Origin of the sequence: Pelagibius sp. 7325 (genome assembly GCF_037652055.1) — a bacterium.
Taxonomy (GTDB): Bacteria; Pseudomonadota; Alphaproteobacteria; order Kiloniellales; family Kiloniellaceae; genus Pelagibius.
Map to the genome: position 1 here is coordinate 50,043 of NZ_JBBKAH010000003.1, position 16,515 is coordinate 66,557.

Below are 16,515 nucleotides of genomic sequence, written 5' to 3' on the forward strand. Positions count from 1 at the left end.
CTCCAGCGGTAACGGCTTTGCCGCCGGCCTTTGAGGCAACTTGGCCGGCAGCCTCCCGCCGTTGCCTGCTTCTTGCCCGGCATATCGGCCGGGGTTTGGGGGGATCGGATCCCCCCGGAACGCCCCAGGATTTCCCTGGGGGAGTCCGTTAGACGCGGCGGCGCTTCGGCGGACGGCAGCCGTTGTGCGGGATCGGCGTCACGTCGCGAATCGCGGTGATCGTGAAGCCAACCGCCTGCAGGGCGCGCAGCGCCGACTCGCGGCCCGACCCGGGGCCCTTGACGTTGACCTCGAGGGTCCGCACGCCGTGTTCCTGCGCCTTCTTGCCGGCATCCTCGGCGGCGATCTGCGCCGCGTAGGGGGTCGACTTGCGCGAGCCCTTGAAGCCCTGACCGCCGGCGGACGACCAGGAGATGGTGTTCCCCTGCACGTCGGTGATGGTGATCATGGTGTTGTTGAAAGTGGCGTTCACATGCGCAATGCCGGAAGAGATGTTCTTCTTCTCGCGGCGGCGCAGACGCGCTTGAGGTTTGGCCATTGCCTTGCTGCCCGTGTCCTGGTGCTGACGTTGTTACTTGGTGGCTTTTTTCTTGCCGGCGATCGGCCGCGCCGGGCCCTTGCGGGTCCGCGCGTTGGTCTTGGTGCCCTGGCCGCGGACCGGCAGGCCCTTGCGGTGACGCAGGCCGCGGTAGCAGCCCAGGTCCATCAGGCGCTTGATGTTCATCGCGACTTCGCGGCGCAGGTCGCCCTCGACGACGTAATCGCGATCGATGGCCTCGCGGACGCGCGCCACCTCATCGTCGGTCAGCTCGTTGACCCGGCGCTCGCGCGGGATACCGACGTGCTGACAGATGGTGGACGCCTTCGTCCGGCCGATGCCGTGGATGTAGGTCAGGGCAATCTCGACCCGTTTCTGCGTCGGAATGTTGACGCCAGCAATACGTGCCACTTCGCGAACTCCTTAAACGCCGCGGACTCGGGCCCGATTCGGCCCGAAAACCATGTCTGGACAAGCAAAAGCGTCCGGTCGCCGAGGGCGCCGGAACCGCTGGATTATAGGGTTGCAAAGCTGTGAGTCAACCGTCATGCAGCCCCCAAAACCCGTTCGATTTGATCGGTCACCTGGTCGATCCCGGCCATGCCGTCGACCGCCTTCAGGATCCCCTTGCCCTGGTAGTAGGGCAGAATCGGCGCCGTCTGGGCGTGGTAGGTCGCCAGGCGGGTGCGCACGGTCTCGGCGGTGTCATCGGCGCGCCGCTTGAACTCGGTGCCGCCGCAGGCGTCGCAGACCCCGGCCACCTTGGGCCGCTGGAAGCTGTCGTGGTAGCCGGCGCCGCAGTTGGCGCAGGTGTAGCGCCCGGTGATGCGGTCCACCAGGATCTCGTCTTCCACCTTCATCTCGATGACCGAGTGGAGCTTCATCCCCTTCTCGGCCAGCATCTCGTCCAGCGCCTCGGCCTGGGCCGTGGTGCGCGGAAAGCCGTCGAGGATGAAGCCATCGGCGCAGTCCGGCTGGTCGATGCGGTCGGCGATCAGGGAGATCATCAGGTCATCCGGCACCAGGTGGCCGGCATCCATCAGGGACTTGGCCTTCTTGCCGAGTTCGCTGCCCGAGGCTACCGCCGCCCGCAGCATGTCTCCGGTCGAGAGCTGGATCAGATTATGGCGCTTTTCCAAGCGCTTGGCCTGGGTGCCCTTGCCGGCCCCCGGTGGTCCCAACAGAATGACATTCATCCCCGCCGTCCCTTGAGCTTGGACTTCTTAATGAGTCCCTCGTACTGGTGCGCCAGGAGATGTGCGTGGATCTGCCCGACGGTATCCATGGTCACGGTGACCACGATAAGCAGGGAGGTGCCGCCGAAGTAGAAAGGCAGCGCAGAATATTGCGCGCGCAGAACTTCCGGCAACAAGGCCACCAGCGCCAGGTAAAGCGCGCCGACGGCGCCGAGACGGACGATGATATGCCGCAGATAATCGGCCGTGTTCTTGCCGGGGCGGATGCCGGGGACGAAACCGCCGTGCTTCTTCAGGTTATCGGCCGTGTCGTCCGGATTGAACACAATGCCGCTGTAGAAGAAGGCGAAGAAGATGATCAGGGCCGCGTAGAGCACCATGAACAGAGGGGTGCCGTGGGCCAGGTAGATATTCACCCAGTTCAGCCACTCCGGCCCGCCGCCGCCCGAGAATCCGCCCACGGTCGCCGGCAACAGCAGCAGCGAGGAGGCGAAAATCACCGGGATCACGCCCGAGGGATTGAGCTTCAGGGGCAGGTGGGACGCCTCGCCACCGAACATCTTGTTGCCGACCTGGCGCTTCGGGTACTGCACCACGATGCGGCGCTGGGCGCGCTCAATGTAGACGATGAAGGCGATGACCGCGACGACGCCGATCAGGAGGGCGATGATGAGCAGCGGACCCAGCACGCCGGTGCGGCCAAGCTCCAGCACCTGCACCAGGGCCAGCGGCAGGTTGGCCACGATGCCGGCGAAGATGATCAGCGAGATGCCGTTGCCGACGCCGCGCTGGGTGATCTGCTCGCCCAGCCACATCAGGAAGATGGTGCCGCCGGTCAGGGTGATGACCGTGGTGATGCGGAAGAACATGCCGGGATCGATGACTGCCGAGCCAGCGCTGCCCGTGGTGCTCTCCAGCCCGACGGCAATACCGTAGGACTGGAAGGCGGCCAGCAGCACGGTGCCGTAGCGGGTGTACTGGTTGATCTTCTTGCGGCCCGCCTCGCCCTCTTTCTTCAGCGCTTCCAACGTCGGCGACACCGCCGTCAGAAGCTGCATGATGATCGCCGCGGAGATGTACGGCATGATGTTGAGGGCGAAGATCGTCATGCGGCTCAGCGCGCCGCCGGCGAACATGTCGAACACGCCGAGCATGCCGCCCGCCTGCTGGGAGAAAATCTCTTCCAGGATCTGCGGGTCGACGCCGGGGATCGGGATGTAGGTCCCCAGGCGGTAGATGATCAGGGCACCGAGCGTGAACCACAGACGCTTCTTCAGCTCCGGTGCCTTGGCAAAGGCGCTGAAGTTGATGTTGGCGGCAAGTTGCTCGGCGGCTGATGCCATTGTCTTGGTGTCTCGCGGCTGGTGGTTGGCGGGAGGCGCCCGATTACTCGGAAGCGGACGCGCTTTCGCCGGCAGCAGAGGCCTTCGGGGCCACCACGGTAACGGAACCGCCCGCCTTCTCCACCGCCTCGACCGCCGCCTTGGACGCTCCCGCGACGGTAATGTTGATCTTGGACTTCAACTCGCCCTTTGCAAGGAGGCGGATGCCGTCCGGTGCCGACTTCACGATGCCGGCGGCCTTCAGCGCCGCTGCATCGACCGGCTTGCCGGCGTCGAGGCGCCCCTCGTCGATCGCGCCCTGCAGGCGGCCAACATTCACCACCTTGAACTTCAGCGCGAAGATGTTGTTGAAGCCGCGCTTCGGCAGGCGGCGATGCAGCGGCATCTGGCCGCCCTCGAAGCCCTTCACGGCCACGCCGGAGCGCGCCTTCTGACCCTTGTGGCCCTGGCCCGAGGTCTTGCCCTTGCCGGAACCGATACCGCGGCCGATCCGCTTGCGCGCCTTGTTGGCGCCCGGATTGTCGCTCAGCTCATGCAGTTTCATAGCACTTTACCCTTCACCACCGGCGCCAGAAGGGCGCCACGAGATCATCGCGTGGGCGCCCCTGCCCGGTATGATTCCGACCGGCCTCTTCCCGGCCGGTCCTTCCTTCTAACGCCTGGGCTTCGAACGCCGCGGCTTCGAACGCCTGTCGCCCTTAGGCCTCGCCCTCGACACGCACGAGGTGCTTCACCTTGTCGATCATGCCGCGCACCGAGGGGGTGTCCTCCAGCTCCCGCGAACGGTGGAGCTTGTTGAGGCCGAGACCGACGAGCGTGGCCCGCTGGTCCTTGCGGCGGCCGATCGGGCTGCCGATCTGGGTGACCTTCAGGGTCTTCTTCGCTGCAGACATGGATGCTTACTCCCGCGCCTCGGCAGCCGCCGTGTCGCGCTTGCCGAGAACGTCCGCGACCTTCTTGCCGCGGCGCTGAGCCACCATGCGGGGGCTGACGCTGCGCCCCAGGGCCTCGAAGGTCGCCCGGATCATGTTGTGGGGATTGGAGGTGCCGACCGACTTGGCCACCACGTCCTGTACGCCGAGCGCCTCGAAGACCGCGCGCATCGGGCCGCCGGCGATGATGCCGGTACCGGCCTCGGCGGCGCGCATCAGCACACGACCGGCGCCGAAGTGCCCCTTGATGTCGTGATGCAGGGTGCGGCCCTCGCGCAGCGGCACGCGGATCATCTGCTTCTTGGCCTGGTCGGTCGCCTTGCGGATCGCCTCCGGCACCTCGCGGGCCTTGCCGTGGCCGTGGCCGACCCGGCCGCGGCCGTCACCGACCACCACCAGAGCGGCAAAACCGAAGCGTCGGCCGCCCTTGACGACCTTGGCGACGCGGTTGATGCCGACCAGCTTCTCAATCAGTTCCGGCTCGTCGTTGTCACGCGGGCGGCGATCTTCGCGGGACCGCCCTTCGCGGGGAGCTCGTGCCATGGATCAATATTCCCTTAAAACGTCAGGCCACCTTCACGCGCGGCATCGGCCAAAGCCTTAACCCGCCCGTGAAAGATGTAACCACCGCGGTCGAAAACGACCTCCTTGATACCGGCCGCTACGGCGCGCTCGGCCACGAGCTTGCCGACCTCGGCAGCCGCGGCTTTGTCCGCACCGCTCTTCAGCTTGCTCCTCAGCGTGGCATCGACGCTGGACGCCGCGGCCAGGGTACGGCCCCCGGCGTCGTCGATGATCTGCGCGTAGATGTGCTTGCCTGAGCGGAACACCGACAGGCGCGGCCGGCCGGTCGCCTGGCGGCGGAGCATGCTCCGCACACGCTGCTGACGCCGGGTATGTAGCTGCTTTGAAGTCTGCATGGCTCTTACTTCTTCTTGCCTTCTTTGCGCAGGATGACTTCGTCCGCGTACTTGACGCCTTTGCCCTTGTAGGGCTCTGGCGGACGATAGGAGCGGATCTCCGCCGCCACCTGGCCAACCTTCTGCTTGTCCGCGCCGGAGATCGAGATCGACGTCGGCTTCTCGCACTTGACCGAGATGCCTTCGGGGATCGGATAGGCGACATCGTGGCTGAAGCCCAGCTGCAGGTTCAGCGCCTGCCCCTGCACCGCGGCACGATAACCGACGCCGTTGATCTCCAGGTCCTTCTTGAAGCCCTCGGAGACGCCGATCACCATGTTCTGGATGCGCGCCCGCGCCGTGCCCCACATGGCACGCGCCTTCTTGCTATCGTTCACCGGCTTCACCCAGACCTTGCCGTCTTCCTGGGTGATCTCCACGTCATTAGTCGCCTTGAACTCAAGACTGCCCAACTTGCCCTTGGCCGACACCAGACCGCCCTTGATGGCGATCTCAACGCCGGACGGCACTTCGACGGGGTTTTTTCCTACACGCGACATCTGTCAGTTCCTCGTCCCTGGGTCCTTAGAAGACGCGGCAGAGCACTTCGCCACCCACGTTGGCCGCACGCGCTTCCTGGTCGGACATGACCCCGCGCGGCGTCGACAGGATGGTGATGCCGAGGCCGTTGTAGACCCGCGGCAGCTCCTTGATCTTCGAGTAGACCCGACGGCCCGGACGCGACACCCGCGAGATCTCCTGGATCACGGGCGCGCCCTCGTTGTACTTCAGCTCGATCTCGACTTCCGCCAAGCCGCGGCTGACCTCTTCCGTCCGGTAATCCCGGATGTAACCCTCACGCTTCAGCACATCCAGGACATTCGCACGCAGCTTCGAAGCCGGCGCGCGGACCTTCGACTTCCCGGTCCGCTGTCCATTGCGGATACGCGTCAGCATATCACCGAGGGGATCGCTCATAGCCATCGCCCGACTTCCTCCTACCAGCTCGACTTAACCATGCCAGGAATCTGACCGACCGAAGCCAGCTCGCGCATCGTGATGCGGCACAGCTTGAACTTGCGGTAGACGCCACGCGGGCGCCCGGTCACCTGGCAGCGGTTGCGCAAACGGACCTTCGCCGAATTGCGCGGTAGCTCTGCAAGCTTCAGATAGGCCTGGAAGCGCTCTTCCGGCGGCAGCGTGCGGTCGCCCGCGACGGCCTTGAGCGCAGCCCGCTTGGCTGCATAGCGGTCCACCAACTTCTTGCGGGCCTTGTTCTTCTCGACGGCACTCGTCTTTGCCATAACTCTTTCCTTCCGCCCCTCTTAGGCCCGAAACGGCATGTCAAAGCCCTTGAGCAGGGCACGGGCTTCTTCGTCGGACTTCGCGGTGGTGCAGATGATGATGTCCATGCCGCGGATCTCGTCGACGGTGTCGTAATCGATCTCCGGGAACACGATCTGCTCCTTCAGGCCCATGGCATAGTTGCCGCGGCCGTCGAAGCTCTTGCCGGAAACACCGCGGAAGTCGCGCACGCGCGGCAGGGCGATGTTGACCAGGCGATCGAGGAACTCATACATCCGCTCGCGGCGCAGGGTGACCTTGCAGCCAACCGGCATGCCTTCGCGAAGCTTGAAGGTCGCCACCGACTTCTTGGCCTTGGTGACCACCGGCTGCTGGCCGGTGATCAGCGCCATTTCGCTGACGGCGGACTTGATCTTCTTGGTATCCGACACGGCTTCGCCGACGCCCATGTTCACCACGATCTTCTCGAGGCGCGGGACTTCCATCGAATTCTTGTAGCCGAACTGCTCCATCATGGAAGCTTTCAGCTGGGTATCGTAGTGCTCTTTCAAGCGCGGTTTCATCTTTCTGACCTTCGCTTAGAGGTCGATTGCTTCGCCGGAGCGCTTGGCGATCCGGGTCTTGCGACCGTCCTTGTCAATTTTATAGCCGACCCGAGTCGCCTTGTTCGACTTGGGATCGATGTGCGCCACGTTGGAAATGTGCAGCGGCGCTTCCTTCTCCACGATACCGCCCGGCGACATCTGCGACGGCGCGGTATGGCGCTTCACCATGTTGACGCCCTGGACCAGGACGCGCTCATCCTCGCGCAGCACACGCAGGACTTCGCCCTGCTTGCCCTTGTCGCGACCGGTAGTGACGACGACCTTGTCGCCTTTCTTGATCTTGAACTTCGTAGCCATCACAGCACCTCTGGCGCGAGCGAGATGATCTTCATGAAATTCTTCGCACGAAGCTCACGGGTGACCGGGCCGAAGATGCGGGTCCCGATCGGCTCGCCCTGCTTGTTGATCAGCACCGCCGCGTTGCTGTCGAAACGGATGGTGCTGCCGTCATTGCGGCGGATTTCCTTCGCCGTGCGGACGATCACCGCCTGGTGCACGTCGCCCTTCTTCACGCGGCCGCGAGGAATGGCTTCCTTCACCGAAACGACGATGACGTCACCAACACTGGCCGTCTTGCGCTTCGAACCGCCGAGCACCTTGATGCACTGCACGCGGCGGGCACCCGAGTTGTCTGCGACGTCGAGCTGCGTCTGCATCTGGATCATCGGACTTGCCCTTTCCTAGCCCTAAGCCGCCTGCTCGTCGCCGACCACTTCCCAAGTCTTCGTCTTGGAAAGGGGGCGGCACTCGCGGATGCGGACCGTATCGCCGACATGACAGGCATTCGCCTCGTCGTGCGCACGGTACTTCTTCGACAGCTTGATGAATTTCTTGTAGACCGGGTGCATGACGCGACGCTCGACCAAGACGGTAATCGTCTTGTCGCCCTTATCGCTCACCACCACACCTTGCAAGATCCGACGCGGCATAGCCGTTAAACTCCTAAGACGCCGCCTGCTGCTTATCGCGCAGGATCGTTTTAATTCGCGCAATGTCGCGGCGGACCTGCCGCACTTGCGCAGTGTCTTCGAGCTGACCGCTCGCCTGCCGGAAGCGCAGATTCAACTGCTCCTTCCGCAGACCCACCAGCGATTCCTTCAACTCGTCAGCGGACTTGGTCCGCAGATCTTCAGCCTTCATGACTTAATGCTCCTCACCGCCAATGCGGGTGATGAACTTGGTTTGCACCGGCAGCTTCGCGGCGGCCAGGGTAAAAGCCTCGCGGGCCAGGTCGTGGGGCACGCCCTCCAGTTCGAACAGCACGCGGCCCGGCTTCACCCGCGCCGCCCACCATTCCGGCGAGCCCTTACCCTTGCCCTGGCGGACTTCCGCCGGCTTGGAGGACACCGGCACGTCCGGGAAAACGCGGATCCACAGCTTGCCGACGCGCTTCATGTGGCGCGTGATGGCACGGCGGGCGGCCTCGATCTGGCGCGCCGACAGACGGCCCGGGGTCAGGGCCTTCAGGCCGTAGGCGCCAAAGTTCAGCTGCGTGCCGCCCTTGGCCTTGCCGTGGATGCGCCCCTTGTGGGCTTTCCGGTACTTAGTTCGCTTCGGCTGCAACATAACCGTTGTTCCTCAAACTTCTCGTCACCCGTCCGGCTTCAGCGCGCCGTCTGGGCTTCCTGTGCCCGCTTGTCCTGGGCCATCGGATCGTGCGCCATGATCTCGCCCTTGAAGACCCAGACCTTGACACCGCAGGTGCCGTAGGTGGTCTTCGCCGTGGCCTCGCCATAGTCGACGTCGGCACGCAGGGTGTGCAGCGGCACGCGGCCCTCGCGATACCACTCGGTGCGCGCGATCTCAGCGCCACCCAGGCGGCCGCCGCAGTTGATGCGGATTCCGTTGGCGCCGAGGCGCATGGCCGACTGCACGGCACGCTTCATGGCGCGGCGGAAAGCGACACGGCGCTCCAGCTGGCTGGCGATGTTCTCGGCCACCAGTGCCGCGTCGATCTCCGGCTTGCGGATCTCGACGATGTTCAGGTGCACTTCGCTGCCGGTCATCGACTGCAGCGCCGAGCGCAGCTTCTCGATGTCCGCGCCCTTCTTGCCGATGACGACGCCGGGACGCGCGGTGTGGATCGTGATGCGTGCCTTCTTGGCCGGCCGCTCGATCACGATGCGCGACACGCCGGCCTGCTGCAGGCGCTTGCGGAGGTACTTGCGGATGGCAAGATCCTCGTGCAGCAGCTCCGCATAGTTGTCGTCAGCAAACCAGCGGGAATCCCACGTACGGTTGATCCCCAGCCGCAGGCCGATCGGATTGACTTTTTGACCCATTACGCCGTTTCCTCGCGCTCGCGCACCACCACCGTCAGGCGGCTCCATGGCTTCACAATCTTACCCGCCCGACCGCGCGCACGGGCGCGGAAGCGCTTCATCACGAAGCTCTTGCCGACGCTCGCCTCGGAGACGTAGAGGCGATCGACGTCGAGCTGGTGATTGTTCTCCGCATTGGCGATCGCCGACTGCAGAGCCTTCCTGACGTCGTTAGCGATGCGGCGTTTGGAGAACGTCAGCTCGGCCAGGGCCGCCTCCGCGCTCTTGCCGCGAATCGACTGCGCCACCAGGTTCAGCTTCTGCGGGCTGGTGCGCAGGTTGCGCACGACGGAGCGCGCTTCCACCTCGGACAGGTTTCCGGAATGCTTCGGCTTACCCATGGACTAGCCCCTCTTGGCCTTCTTGTCCGCCGCGTGACCGAAGAAGGTGCGCGTCGGCGCGAACTCGCCGAACTTGTGGCCCACCATATTCTCAGTCACCAGGACCGGCAGAAACTTCTTGCCGTTGTAAACACCGAACGTCAGACCGACGAACTGCGGCATGATGGTCGAGCGGCGAGACCAGGTCTTGATGATCTCGTTGCGACCCGAACCGCGCGACACCTCTGCCTTCTTCAGCAGATAGCTATCGACGAACGGACCCTTCCAAACAGAGCGTGACATTGCCGTCGCTCCCTTAACGTTTCTTGTGGCGACGACGCACGATCAGCGCGTTCGTCTTCTTGTTGCGTCGGGTCTTGGCACCCTTGGTCGGCTTGCCCCACGGGGTAACCGGATGGCGGCCGCCCGAGGTACGGCCCTCACCACCGCCGTGCGGATGGTCGACCGGGTTCATCGCCACGCCGCGCACGGCCGGGCGCTTGCCCAGCCAACGCTTGCGGCCGGCCTTGCCCAGCTTTGTGTTAGCCTGGTCCGGGTTGGACACCGCACCGATCGAAGCCATGCACTCGGCGCGCACCATGCGCACCTCGCCGGAGCCGAGGCGCAGCAGCGCGTAACCGGAGTCGCGACCGACCAGCTGCACATAGGTGCCGGCGGCGCGGGCGATCTGGCCGCCCTTGCCCGGCTTCATCTCCACATTGTGGACGATGGTGCCGACCGGAATGGACGACAGCGGCATCGCGTTGCCCGGCTTGATGTCAGCGCGCTGGCCCGAAACGACCATGTCGCCGACGGCCAGGCGCTGCGGCGCCAGGATGTAGCTCTGCTCGCCGTCCTCGTACTCGATCAGCGCGATGAAGGCGCTGCGGTTCGGATCGTACTCCAGGCGCGCGACCTTGGCAGGCACGTCGAACTTGCGGCGCTTGAAGTCGACCATGCGGTACAGCCGCTTGTGGCCACCGCCACGGCGGCGCGCGGTCAGACGGCCAAGATTGTTGCGGCCGCCGTTCTTGGTCAGGCCCTCGGTCAGCTTCTTGACCGGATCGCCCTTCCACAGATCCCCGCGGTCGATCGAAACCAGGCCGCGGCGGCCGGGAGTCGTCGGATTGTAATTCTTAAGCGCCATCGCCTAGATCCCCGTGGTCACGTCGATGCTGTGACCTTCCTGCAGGGTCACAAATGCCTTCTTCCGGTCGGAGCGCTTGCCGATCTGGCCGCGGAACCGCTTCACCTTGCCCTTGTGGCGCAGGGTGTTGATGGCCTTGACCTTCACTTTGAAGATCGTCTCGACGGCGACCTTGATCTCCGGCTTGGTCGCGTCCAGCGGCACTTCGAAGGTCACCTGGTTGTGCTCCGAAGCCAGCGTCGACTTCTCGGTCACCACCGGGCGGCGGATCACTTCGTACATCCGCTCCGAAGAAACCTTGGTCGGCTGAGTATTGATTGCGCGTGCCCGGCTCATTTCAGTCGCGCCTCCAACGCTTCCACCGCGCCCTTGGTCAGCACCAGGGTATCGCGGCGCAGAATGTCGTACACATTGGCACCCTGCTGCGGCAGTACGTCGACCAGCGGCAGGTTCTTCGTCGCGCGGACGAAACCGCCGTCGACCTGCGCGCCGTCGATGATCAGCACCGACGACCAGCCGAGGGCGGCGAACTTCTTCGCCAGTTCGGCCGTCTTGGGCTCCTTCATCGCGACGTCGTCGACGACGATCAGCTTGCCCTCTGCCGCCTTGGCGGAGAGCGCCGTCTTGAGGCCGAGCTTGCGGATCTTCTTGTTCAGCTCGTGACCGTGGTCGCGCACCACCGGGCCGAACACGGTGCCGCCGCCACGACGCTGCGTGGTGCGGGCCGAGCCCATGCGGGCGTTACCGGTGCCCTTCTGGCGGAAGAGCTTGCGGGTCGAACCCGAAACCTCGCCGCGGGTCTTCACCTTGTGGGTACCGGCGCGGCGCTTGGCCAGCTGCCAGTTCACCACACGCGCCAGGATGTCCTTGCGCGCCGGAAGCCCGAAGACGGAGTCGTCGAGATCGATCTCGCCGGCCTTCTTATTATCGAGTGTCGTAACCGGACACTTCATGGCTACTGATCCTTCTTGTCCTCAGCCGCATCCGGGGCATCGGCGGCAGGAGCCGCCTCAACCGCCTCGGCCGGCTGCGCCGCCTCAGGCTTGCTCTTCAGGCCCGCCGGGAAGGGGATGCCTTCCGGCGTGCTGCGCTTCACGGCGTCGCGCACCATGACCCAGCCACCCTCGGCGCCCGGCACCGCGCCCTTCACCAGAATGAGCCCGCGATCCTCGTCGATCGAAACGATCTGCAGGTTCTGGGTGGTGACGCGACGGTCGCCCATGTGGCCGGCCATCTTCTTGCCCTTGAACACGCGGCCCGGGTCCTGGTTGTTACCAGTCGAGCCGTGCGAACGGTGCGAGACCGATACGCCGTGGCTGGCGCGCAGGCCGCCGAAATTGTGCCGCTTCATGGCACCGGCGAAGCCCTTACCGATCGAGGTGCCCGTGATGTCGACCATCTGGCCCGGCACGAAATGCGCGGCAGACAGTTCCTGCCCGACCTCGAGCAGCGCGTCTCCGGAGACGCGGAATTCGACAACGCGGCGCTTCGGCTCCACCTTCGCCTTGGCGAAGTGGCCGCGCAGCGGCTTGGTCACCCGGCTCGGCTTGGCCTTGAACGCCCCCAGCTGAACGGCGTCGTAGCCGTCCTTCTCCGAGGTGCGAACCGCCACCACCTGGCAATCCTTCATCTGCAGAACGGTGACCGGCACGTTCTCGCCTTCCGGCGTGAACACCCGGGTCATGCCCATCTTCTGCGCAATCAGACCAGTACGCATCGTCCCTAGCCCTTCAGCTTGATCTCGACGTCAACGCCGGCGGCAAGGTCGAGCTTCATCAGCGCGTCGACCGTCTGCGGGGTCGGATCGACGATGTCGAGGAGCCGCTTGTGGGTCCGAATTTCGAACTGCTCACGGCTCTTCTTGTCGATGTGCGGCGACCGCAGCACGGTGAACTTCTCGATCCGGGTCGGCAGCGGGATCGGTCCCCGCACCTGGGCCCCGGTACGCTTCGCCGTACCCACGATCTCCGAGGTCGACTGGTCGAGCACTCGGTGATCGAAGGCCTTGAGGCGAATGCGAATGTCTTGGCTGTCCATGTTCAGCGCCATCCAAAAATTCAGCACCGGCCCGGAATTGGGCCGGTGCTTTCTTCAAAGCTTACTTCTGAATGCTGGCGACGACGCCGGCACCGACGGTACGGCCGCCTTCGCGAATGGCGAAGCGCAGGCCCTCGTCCATCGCGATCGGCGCGATCAGCTCGACCGACATCGTCACGTTGTCGCCCGGCATCACCATCTCCGTGCCTTCCGGCAGCGTCACCACGCCCGTCACGTCCGTCGTGCGGAAGTAAAACTGCGGGCGGTAGTTGGTGAAGAACGGCGTGTGACGGCCGCCCTCTTCCTTCGTCAGGATGTAGGCCTCCGCCGTGAAGTTCGTGTGCGGCGTGATCGAGCCCGGCTTGGCCAGAACCTGGCCGCGCTCCACGTCCTCACGTCCCACACCGCGCAGCAGCGCGCCGATGTTGTCGCCCGCCTCGCCCGAATCCAGCAGCTTGCGGAACATCTCAACGCCCGTGCAGGTCGTCTTCTGCGTCGCACGGATGCCGACGATCTCGACTTCGTCGCCCACCTTCACGATGCCGCTCTCAACGCGCCCCGTAACCACCGTGCCGCGGCCCGAGATCGAGAAAACGTCCTCGATCGGCATCAGGAACGGCTTGTCCTTCGGACGGTCCGGCTGCGGGATGTAGCTGTCGACAGCCTCCATCAGGCGCAGGATCGAGTCATGCCCGATGTCCGGCGTCTTGTCTTCCAGCGCCGCCAGCGCAGAGCCCTTCACGATCGGAATGTCGTCGCCCGGGAAGTCGTACGAAGACAGAAGCTCGCGGATCTCCATCTCCACCAGCTCCAGCAGCTCCTCGTCGTCAACCTGGTCAACCTTGTTCATGTAGACAACCAGCGCCGGAACGCCAACCTGGCGCGCCAGCAGAATGTGCTCGCGCGTCTGCGGCATCGGACCGTCGGCCGCCGAAACCACCAGGATCGCGCCGTCCATCTGCGCCGCGCCCGTGATCATGTTCTTCACGTAGTCCGCGTGACCCGGGCAGTCAACGTGCGCGTAGTGCCGGTTCGCCGTCTCGTACTCAACGTGCGCCGTCGAGATCGTGATCCCGCGCGCCCGCTCCTCAGGAGCCTTGTCGATCTGGTCGTAGGCCGAAAACGTCGCACCGCCCGTCTCGGCAAGCACCTTCGTGATCGCCGCCGTCAGCGTCGTCTTGCCATGGTCAACGTGACCAATCGTGCCAACGTTGCAGTGCGGCTTCGTCCGCGCAAACTTTTCCTTCGCCATCGCTCGTACTTCTCCGTAACTCGGCTCGTTCTTTTCGTCTTAGGCCAGCTTCGAAACCACTTCGTCGGCAACCGCCTGCGGCACCTTCGCGTAGTGATCGAAGAACATGGTGTACTGGGCACGACCCTGGCTCATGGAGCGCAGGTTGTTCACGTAGCCAAACATGTTGGCCAGCGGCACCATGGCATTGATGACCTGGGCGTTACCGCGGCTGTCCATGCCCTGCACGCTGCCGCGGCGGCTGTTCAGGTCGCCGATGATATCGCCCATGTACTCTTCCGGCGTCACCACCTCAACCTTCATCATCGGCTCCAGCAGCACGGCACCCGCCTTCGGGATGCCTTCGCGGAAGGCCGCGCGCGCGGCGATTTCGAACGCCAGCACGCTGGAGTCGACATCGTGGCTGGCGCCGTCGATCAGGGTCGCCTTGAAGTCGATCACCGGGAAGCCGGCGAGCACGCCGGTATCCAGCGCGGACTTCAGGCCCTTCTCGACGCCCGGGATGAACTCGCGCGGCACCGAACCGCCGGTGATGGCGTTCTCGAACAGGAAGCCGGCACCCGCCTCCTGCGGTTCGAACACCAGCTTGATGCGGGCGAACTGGCCCGAACCGCCGGTCTGCTTCTTGTGGGTGTAATCGATCTCGGCGCGGCGGGTGATGGTCTCGCGGTAGGCCACCTGCGGGGCGCCGACGTTGGCGTCGACTTTGAACTCGCGGCGCATGCGGTCGACAATGATGTCGAGGTGCAGTTCGCCCATCCCCTTGATGACCGTCTGGCCGCTCTCGGGATCGGTCGCCACGCGGAAGGAAGGATCCTCCTGCGCCAGGCGGTTGAGGGCGATGCCCATCTTCTCCTGGTCGCTCTTCGTCTTCGGCTCGACGGCCACCTCGATGACCGGCTCCGGAAACTCCATGCGCTCCAGGATGACCGGGTGCTGCGGGTCGCACAGCGTATCGCCGGTGGTGGTGTCCTTCAGGCCGGCAATGGCAACGATGTCGCCGGCGCGAGCCTCTTTGACGTCCTCGCGGTGATTGGCATGCATCTGCAGCATGCGGCCGACGCGCTCGCGCTGGCCCTTCACCGGGTTCATGATCTGGGTGCCGGTCTGGATCACGCCGGAGTACACCCGCACGAAGGTCAGCGAGCCCACGAAGGGATCGGTCATGATCTTGAAGGCCAGGCCGGCGGCCGGCGCGTCGTCGCTCGACGGACGGCTGACGATCTCCTCGGACTCCGGCTTAATGCCCTTGACGTCGGGCACTTCGGTCGGCGCCGGCAGGAAGTCGACCACGGCGTCGAGCAGCGGCTGCACACCCTTGTTCTTGAACGCGGACCCGTTCAGCACCGGCACGAACTTCAGGCCGCAGGTGCCCTTGCGGATGCATTTCTTGAGGGTTGCCTCGTCGGGTTCGTTGCCCTCGAGGTAGGCCTCCATGGCGGCATCGTCCTGCTCGACGGCCAGCTCAATGAGCTTCTCGCGGTATTCGGCGGCCTTGTCGGCCATGTCGGCCGGAATGTCCTGCAAATTGAACTTCGCACCCAGCGACTCGTCTTCCCAGATGACCGCCTTCATCGACAGGAGGTCGATGACGCCGGCGTAGTCCGACTCGCTGCCCACCGGCAGCTGCAGCACCAGCGGCTGCGCGCCCAGGCGATCGACGATCATGTCGACGCAGCGATAGAAGTCGGCGCCGGTGCGATCCATCTTGTTGACGAAGCAGATCCGCGGAACCTTGTACTTGTCGGCCTGGCGCCACACGGTCTCGGACTGCGGCTCGACGCCGGCCACCGAGTCGAACACCGCCACGGCACCGTCCAGCACGCGCAGCGAACGCTCCACCTCGATGGTGAAGTCGACGTGGCCCGGGGTGTCGATGATGTTGATCCGGTGGTCCTTCCAGAAACAGGTCGTCGCCGCGGAGGTGATGGTGATTCCCCGCTCCTGCTCCTGCTCCATCCAGTCCATGGTGGCATTGCCATCGTGGACCTCACCGATCTTGTGCGAAACACCGGTGTAATAGAGGACGCGCTCGGTCGTCGTCGTCTTACCGGCATCGATGTGCGCCATGATGCCGATGTTTCGGTAGTCTTTGAGTGGGGTCGTACGTGCCATGACGATCTACTCTTCGTGGATTACCAGCGGTAGTGCGAGAAGGCCTTGTTGGCCTCCGCCATCCGGTGGGTGTCTTCCCGCTTCTTCACCGCCGACCCCCGGTTGTTGGAGGCGTCCATCATCTCGCCGGCCAGGCGCTCGGTCATAGTCAGTTCCGAGCGGGCCCGCGAGGCGTTGATCAGCCAGCGGATGGCGAGCGCCTGTCCGCGCTCCATACGCACTTCGACGGGGACCTGGTAGGTGGCGCCGCCGACGCGGCGGGAGCGCACTTCGATTTCCGGCTTAACGTTGTCCAGGGCCTCGTGGAAAACCCGCACCGGATCCTGGCCGCCGCGCTCGCGAATGCGGTCGAGCGCACCGTAGACGATGCCCTCGGCGACGGACTTCTTGCCGTCGAACATCAGGCAGTTCATGAACTTGCTGAGAACGGTATCGCCGAACTTGGGGTCGGGAAGAACTTCCCGCTTTTCGGCGCTATGACGGCGCGACATGCCTCTTCTCTCCT

The 16,515-nt window shown here is 64.6% G+C and carries 28 protein-coding genes; all 28 read right to left on the reverse strand.

Annotation, left to right across the window (positions count from 1 at the left end):
- Positions 1–148 precede the first annotated feature (148 nt).
- Positions 149–538: a 30S ribosomal protein S11 gene (rpsK, locus tag WDC82_RS09300; RefSeq protein WP_340117022.1), complete on the reverse strand. Its 390-nt coding sequence runs from the start codon at positions 536–538 to the stop codon at positions 149–151.
- 33 nt (positions 539–571) lie between these two features.
- The gene (gene rpsM, locus WDC82_RS09305; RefSeq protein ID WP_340117024.1) at positions 572–949 is read right to left on the reverse strand and encodes a 30S ribosomal protein S13; all 378 of its coding nucleotides are present in this window, start codon (positions 947–949) and stop codon (positions 572–574) included.
- Between the two features lie 134 nt (positions 950–1,083).
- Positions 1,084–1,734, reverse strand: a complete 651-nt coding sequence (locus tag WDC82_RS09310; RefSeq protein ID WP_340117025.1) for an adenylate kinase — start codon at positions 1,732–1,734, stop codon at positions 1,084–1,086.
- On the reverse strand, positions 1,731–3,077 hold the full coding sequence (gene secY, locus WDC82_RS09315; RefSeq protein ID WP_340117026.1) for a preprotein translocase subunit SecY: 1,347 nt from the start codon (positions 3,075–3,077) through the stop codon (positions 1,731–1,733). The genes WDC82_RS09310 and secY overlap by 4 nt, the downstream gene beginning before the upstream one ends.
- Before the next feature lie 43 nt (positions 3,078–3,120).
- Entirely contained in the window at positions 3,121–3,621 is a 501-nt protein-coding gene (gene rplO, locus WDC82_RS09320; RefSeq protein ID WP_340117027.1) for a 50S ribosomal protein L15, read from the reverse strand.
- A 154-nt stretch (positions 3,622–3,775) separates the two neighbouring features.
- Entirely contained in the window at positions 3,776–3,970 is a 195-nt protein-coding gene (rpmD, locus tag WDC82_RS09325) for a 50S ribosomal protein L30 (protein ID WP_340117028.1), read from the reverse strand.
- A 6-nt stretch (positions 3,971–3,976) separates the two neighbouring features.
- A complete protein-coding gene (rpsE, locus tag WDC82_RS09330; protein ID WP_340117029.1) occupies positions 3,977–4,552 on the reverse strand; it encodes a 30S ribosomal protein S5 in 576 nt (191 codons plus the stop codon).
- A 14-nt stretch (positions 4,553–4,566) separates the two neighbouring features.
- On the reverse strand, positions 4,567–4,929 hold the full coding sequence (gene rplR, locus WDC82_RS09335; protein ID WP_340117030.1) for a 50S ribosomal protein L18: 363 nt from the start codon (positions 4,927–4,929) through the stop codon (positions 4,567–4,569).
- A gap of 5 nt (positions 4,930–4,934) precedes the next feature.
- Complete coding sequence (gene rplF / locus WDC82_RS09340; protein WP_340117032.1) at positions 4,935–5,468, reverse strand: 50S ribosomal protein L6; 534 nt, start codon at positions 5,466–5,468, stop codon at positions 4,935–4,937.
- A 25-nt stretch (positions 5,469–5,493) separates the two neighbouring features.
- Positions 5,494–5,892 (reverse strand): 30S ribosomal protein S8, encoded by a 399-nt coding sequence (gene rpsH, locus WDC82_RS09345; protein ID WP_340117033.1) that lies wholly within the window; start codon positions 5,890–5,892, stop codon positions 5,494–5,496.
- A 14-nt stretch (positions 5,893–5,906) separates the two neighbouring features.
- Complete coding sequence (rpsN, locus tag WDC82_RS09350; protein WP_340117034.1) at positions 5,907–6,212, reverse strand: 30S ribosomal protein S14; 306 nt, start codon at positions 6,210–6,212, stop codon at positions 5,907–5,909.
- A 21-nt stretch (positions 6,213–6,233) separates the two neighbouring features.
- On the reverse strand, positions 6,234–6,776 hold the full coding sequence (gene rplE / locus WDC82_RS09355) for a 50S ribosomal protein L5 (protein WP_340117035.1): 543 nt from the start codon (positions 6,774–6,776) through the stop codon (positions 6,234–6,236).
- Between the two features lie 15 nt (positions 6,777–6,791).
- On the reverse strand, positions 6,792–7,115 hold the full coding sequence (gene rplX, locus WDC82_RS09360; protein WP_340117036.1) for a 50S ribosomal protein L24: 324 nt from the start codon (positions 7,113–7,115) through the stop codon (positions 6,792–6,794).
- Positions 7,115–7,483 carry a 50S ribosomal protein L14 gene (gene rplN / locus WDC82_RS09365; protein WP_340117037.1) on the reverse strand — a complete coding sequence of 123 codons (369 nt, stop codon included), beginning with the start codon at positions 7,481–7,483 and terminating at the stop codon, positions 7,115–7,117. Before rplN ends, rplX begins: the two co-directional genes overlap by 1 nt.
- 21 nt (positions 7,484–7,504) lie before the next feature.
- The gene (gene rpsQ / locus WDC82_RS09370; protein WP_340117038.1) at positions 7,505–7,747 is read right to left on the reverse strand and encodes a 30S ribosomal protein S17; all 243 of its coding nucleotides are present in this window, start codon (positions 7,745–7,747) and stop codon (positions 7,505–7,507) included.
- A 13-nt stretch (positions 7,748–7,760) separates the two neighbouring features.
- Complete coding sequence (gene rpmC, locus WDC82_RS09375; protein WP_340117039.1) at positions 7,761–7,958, reverse strand: 50S ribosomal protein L29; 198 nt, start codon at positions 7,956–7,958, stop codon at positions 7,761–7,763.
- A 3-nt stretch (positions 7,959–7,961) separates the two neighbouring features.
- Positions 7,962–8,384 (reverse strand): 50S ribosomal protein L16, encoded by a 423-nt coding sequence (rplP, locus tag WDC82_RS09380; RefSeq protein WP_340117040.1) that lies wholly within the window; start codon positions 8,382–8,384, stop codon positions 7,962–7,964.
- 38 nt (positions 8,385–8,422) lie between these two features.
- Entirely contained in the window at positions 8,423–9,100 is a 678-nt protein-coding gene (gene rpsC, locus WDC82_RS09385; protein WP_340117041.1) for a 30S ribosomal protein S3, read from the reverse strand.
- On the reverse strand, positions 9,100–9,480 hold the full coding sequence (gene rplV, locus WDC82_RS09390; protein ID WP_340117042.1) for a 50S ribosomal protein L22: 381 nt from the start codon (positions 9,478–9,480) through the stop codon (positions 9,100–9,102). The genes rpsC and rplV overlap by 1 nt, the downstream gene beginning before the upstream one ends.
- A 3-nt stretch (positions 9,481–9,483) precedes the next feature.
- A complete protein-coding gene (gene rpsS / locus WDC82_RS09395; protein ID WP_340117043.1) occupies positions 9,484–9,762 on the reverse strand; it encodes a 30S ribosomal protein S19 in 279 nt (92 codons plus the stop codon).
- Positions 9,763–9,775: 13 nt separating this feature from the next.
- Positions 9,776–10,606: a 50S ribosomal protein L2 gene (gene rplB / locus WDC82_RS09400; RefSeq protein WP_340117044.1), complete on the reverse strand. Its 831-nt coding sequence runs from the start codon at positions 10,604–10,606 to the stop codon at positions 9,776–9,778.
- Positions 10,607–10,609: 3 nt separating this feature from the next.
- Positions 10,610–10,942, reverse strand: a complete 333-nt coding sequence (locus WDC82_RS09405) for a 50S ribosomal protein L23 (protein WP_340117045.1) — start codon at positions 10,940–10,942, stop codon at positions 10,610–10,612.
- Positions 10,939–11,559, reverse strand: coding sequence for a 50S ribosomal protein L4 (gene rplD, locus WDC82_RS09410; RefSeq protein WP_340117046.1), 621 nt, complete (start codon positions 11,557–11,559; stop codon positions 10,939–10,941). The genes WDC82_RS09405 and rplD overlap by 4 nt, the downstream gene beginning before the upstream one ends.
- A gap of 2 nt (positions 11,560–11,561) precedes the next feature.
- A complete protein-coding gene (gene rplC, locus WDC82_RS09415; protein ID WP_340117047.1) occupies positions 11,562–12,323 on the reverse strand; it encodes a 50S ribosomal protein L3 in 762 nt (253 codons plus the stop codon).
- A gap of 5 nt (positions 12,324–12,328) precedes the next feature.
- Positions 12,329–12,643, reverse strand: a complete 315-nt coding sequence (gene rpsJ, locus WDC82_RS09420; RefSeq protein ID WP_193368120.1) for a 30S ribosomal protein S10 — start codon at positions 12,641–12,643, stop codon at positions 12,329–12,331.
- A 61-nt stretch (positions 12,644–12,704) separates the two neighbouring features.
- A complete protein-coding gene (gene tuf, locus WDC82_RS09425) occupies positions 12,705–13,895 on the reverse strand; it encodes an elongation factor Tu (protein WP_340117048.1) in 1,191 nt (396 codons plus the stop codon).
- A gap of 39 nt (positions 13,896–13,934) precedes the next feature.
- Positions 13,935–16,010, reverse strand: coding sequence for an elongation factor G (fusA, locus tag WDC82_RS09430; RefSeq protein ID WP_340117049.1), 2,076 nt, complete (start codon positions 16,008–16,010; stop codon positions 13,935–13,937).
- Between the two features lie 20 nt (positions 16,011–16,030).
- A complete protein-coding gene (gene rpsG / locus WDC82_RS09435) occupies positions 16,031–16,501 on the reverse strand; it encodes a 30S ribosomal protein S7 (RefSeq protein WP_340117050.1) in 471 nt (156 codons plus the stop codon).
- Between the last annotated feature and the right edge of the window lie 14 nt (positions 16,502–16,515).

Bases quoted from the DNA above. Each gene is read 5' to 3' on its own strand.
- rpsK (WP_340117022.1), bottom strand. From the start codon at position 538: ATGGCCAAACCTCAAGCGCGTCTGCGCCGCCGCGAGAAGAAGAACATC.
- WDC82_RS09310 (WP_340117025.1), bottom strand. From the start codon at position 1,734: ATGAATGTCATTCTGTTGGGACCACCGGGGGCCGGCAAGGGCACCCAG.
- secY (WP_340117026.1), bottom strand. From the start codon at position 3,077: ATGGCATCAGCCGCCGAGCAACTTGCCGCCAACATCAACTTCAGCGCC.
- rplO (WP_340117027.1), bottom strand. From the start codon at position 3,621: ATGAAACTGCATGAGCTGAGCGACAATCCGGGCGCCAACAAGGCGCGC.
- rpmD (WP_340117028.1), bottom strand. From the start codon at position 3,970: ATGTCTGCAGCGAAGAAGACCCTGAAGGTCACCCAGATCGGCAGCCCG.
- rpsE (WP_340117029.1), bottom strand. From the start codon at position 4,552: ATGGCACGAGCTCCCCGCGAAGGGCGGTCCCGCGAAGATCGCCGCCCG.
- rplR (WP_340117030.1), bottom strand. From the start codon at position 4,929: ATGCAGACTTCAAAGCAGCTACATACCCGGCGTCAGCAGCGTGTGCGG.
- rplF (WP_340117032.1), bottom strand. From the start codon at position 5,468: ATGTCGCGTGTAGGAAAAAACCCCGTCGAAGTGCCGTCCGGCGTTGAG.
- rpsH (WP_340117033.1), bottom strand. From the start codon at position 5,892: ATGGCTATGAGCGATCCCCTCGGTGATATGCTGACGCGTATCCGCAAT.
- rpsN (WP_340117034.1), bottom strand. From the start codon at position 6,212: ATGGCAAAGACGAGTGCCGTCGAGAAGAACAAGGCCCGCAAGAAGTTG.
- rplE (WP_340117035.1), bottom strand. From the start codon at position 6,776: ATGAAACCGCGCTTGAAAGAGCACTACGATACCCAGCTGAAAGCTTCC.
- rplX (WP_340117036.1), bottom strand. From the start codon at position 7,115: ATGGCTACGAAGTTCAAGATCAAGAAAGGCGACAAGGTCGTCGTCACT.
- rplN (WP_340117037.1), bottom strand. From the start codon at position 7,483: ATGATCCAGATGCAGACGCAGCTCGACGTCGCAGACAACTCGGGTGCC.
- rpsQ (WP_340117038.1), bottom strand. From the start codon at position 7,747: ATGCCGCGTCGGATCTTGCAAGGTGTGGTGGTGAGCGATAAGGGCGAC.
- rpmC (WP_340117039.1), bottom strand. From the start codon at position 7,958: ATGAAGGCTGAAGATCTGCGGACCAAGTCCGCTGACGAGTTGAAGGAA.
- rplP (WP_340117040.1), bottom strand. From the start codon at position 8,384: ATGTTGCAGCCGAAGCGAACTAAGTACCGGAAAGCCCACAAGGGGCGC.
- rpsC (WP_340117041.1), bottom strand. From the start codon at position 9,100: ATGGGTCAAAAAGTCAATCCGATCGGCCTGCGGCTGGGGATCAACCGT.
- rplV (WP_340117042.1), bottom strand. From the start codon at position 9,480: ATGGGTAAGCCGAAGCATTCCGGAAACCTGTCCGAGGTGGAAGCGCGC.
- rpsS (WP_340117043.1), bottom strand. From the start codon at position 9,762: ATGTCACGCTCTGTTTGGAAGGGTCCGTTCGTCGATAGCTATCTGCTG.
- rplB (WP_340117044.1), bottom strand. From the start codon at position 10,606: ATGGCGCTTAAGAATTACAATCCGACGACTCCCGGCCGCCGCGGCCTG.
- WDC82_RS09405 (WP_340117045.1), bottom strand. From the start codon at position 10,942: ATGAGCCGGGCACGCGCAATCAATACTCAGCCGACCAAGGTTTCTTCG.
- rplD (WP_340117046.1), bottom strand. From the start codon at position 11,559: ATGAAGTGTCCGGTTACGACACTCGATAATAAGAAGGCCGGCGAGATC.
- rplC (WP_340117047.1), bottom strand. From the start codon at position 12,323: ATGCGTACTGGTCTGATTGCGCAGAAGATGGGCATGACCCGGGTGTTC.
- rpsJ (WP_193368120.1), bottom strand. From the start codon at position 12,643: ATGGACAGCCAAGACATTCGCATTCGCCTCAAGGCCTTCGATCACCGA.
- tuf (WP_340117048.1), bottom strand. From the start codon at position 13,895: ATGGCGAAGGAAAAGTTTGCGCGGACGAAGCCGCACTGCAACGTTGGC.
- fusA (WP_340117049.1), bottom strand. From the start codon at position 16,010: ATGGCACGTACGACCCCACTCAAAGACTACCGAAACATCGGCATCATG.
- rpsG (WP_340117050.1), bottom strand. From the start codon at position 16,501: ATGTCGCGCCGTCATAGCGCCGAAAAGCGGGAAGTTCTTCCCGACCCC.